General features: G+C 46.8%; 3 protein-coding genes. All 3 read right to left on the minus strand.

Annotated features, from left to right (window positions below):
- The coding region (locus AC1DH9_RS29040; protein WP_477809325.1) for a VOC family protein at positions 1 to 244 on the minus strand (244 nt) is incomplete at its 3' end.
- Between the two features lie 107 nt (positions 245 to 351).
- The gene (locus AC1DH9_RS29045; RefSeq protein ID WP_427542959.1) at positions 352 to 729 is read right to left on the minus strand and encodes a c-type cytochrome; all 378 of its coding nucleotides are present in this window, start codon (positions 727 to 729) and stop codon (positions 352 to 354) included.
- Between the two features lie 243 nt (positions 730 to 972).
- Positions 973 to 1483, minus strand: a 511-nt coding sequence (locus AC1DH9_RS29050; RefSeq protein ID WP_477809326.1) for a hypothetical protein, incomplete at its 5' end; no start/stop codon positions are given.

Here is a 1483-nt window from a genome sequence, read left to right on the forward strand (position 1 = left end):
GCGTATCAGCGGGCAATTGGTCCATGCCGAACCAGCGTGGCCGGTCCGGGCGATTGGCGGACGGGTCCACGGCAATCACTTCCAGATAAGTCTCCGGGCCAAGGCGCAGCAACCGATTATGAGTGCCCATGCGCGGATGCACCCCGCCCGGTTGAAGCTCCACGCCGAGTGCGTTGGTGACGAAGGCACAGCCGGTGTCGAGGTCGGGGGCGACGATGGCGAGGTGGTCAAGGGTGGTTTTCATGCGCCGAGCCTCCGGATACCTTTTATTAACGAGGTGGAAATAGTAACAACAGATTCACCATGACGTTACGTTGACTGGTTGAGCGCGCCGTCCCCTTTTTCTCAAAATCATCGAGTTTTTGAAATCACACCACTCATGTATTGATTCAAATCGCGAAAATCCTTAACGCTCCAAGCGTGTGGCGGAATCTTTACACCGTTCTCTTGCAATGTTTTTGGAATCAAGTCTCCATTGGGGCGAAGTATTATCGATGACACAATAACGCCCGGATAATCATTTAGTCTTTTTTTGAAAGCGGATGTTGTAAGGTCAGGTGTAGGAGGATTGCTTTTATTAGCCAATGGTCCTGTTCCTTTGATATCTATTCCGTGGCACATGACACACCTCTGTAAATAGAGGTTTTTCCCATTGGCATTATCCGCGAAGGATAGTGGTGTTTGAATTAGCGATAAAGTTACTAGCGAAGCGATGAATGATGTTTTCATTAACATGTGGGTTTTGTCTCGTCCGTGAATGCTAGAGGGCGTCTCTGCTGAGCTGGCTTTAGTTTATCCGAAGCGGCTTTGCCATGGGCAGGTAGTTCTGGGCACGGTAGCTCTTGGCCGATTCTTGCCCGTCTCAACTAACTGAAATCCCTACCCCCAAGTGAAAAGGGGGTGGATTTATTTTACATTGCTGCCGAGGCAGGTGACAGAGAATTAAGTCTGTCACTTCTTCACTGTGAGCACTTACTTTTGCATATGCCTTGTGGTGATTTTCAGGAAGCTTAAAATGCTTACGCCGAAGAAGAACGCGAGGGCGATTATGTATGCCGAGATTATCTGCTGGTTTTGTGGCAGCTCTTTGAAACTTGGATAGAGAAAACCAATGAGTTTCGTGAATGCAAGGAGAAGAAATACCCAAAGAACAGCCCAGAGCATGGCTCCGATGCTAATTGAGTAGACTCTAAATTGCGACGGGTCTTTTATTATGCTTATTTGAGTTGCTGGCGAACTGATAAGGAGCACCATGGCTAGCAGATGCAATGGGATAGATACTCCGGCAGAGAAGATGATCAGTTTGACGTCGGACAGAGTTGTCAGTAACTCCGGATTGAATAAATAGATCATTATTAATCCGGGTGATATGAAAATAATAAACAGCAAAAGTAAAAGGGTTAGCCTGAATATCAGGGCTTTATCGCTTAAAAAACTATTCAAATCGAAATTTATTTTCATGGTTGCCAAGAGTCGTGTTAGC

The sequence above is a fragment of the Pseudomonas sp. 05T35 genome (assembly GCF_056396605.1).

Excerpts from the sequence above, each read along its gene's own strand:
- AC1DH9_RS29045 (WP_427542959.1), bottom strand. The coding sequence starts at position 729 with ATGAAAACATCATTCATCGCTTCGCTAGTAACTTTATCGCTAATTCAA.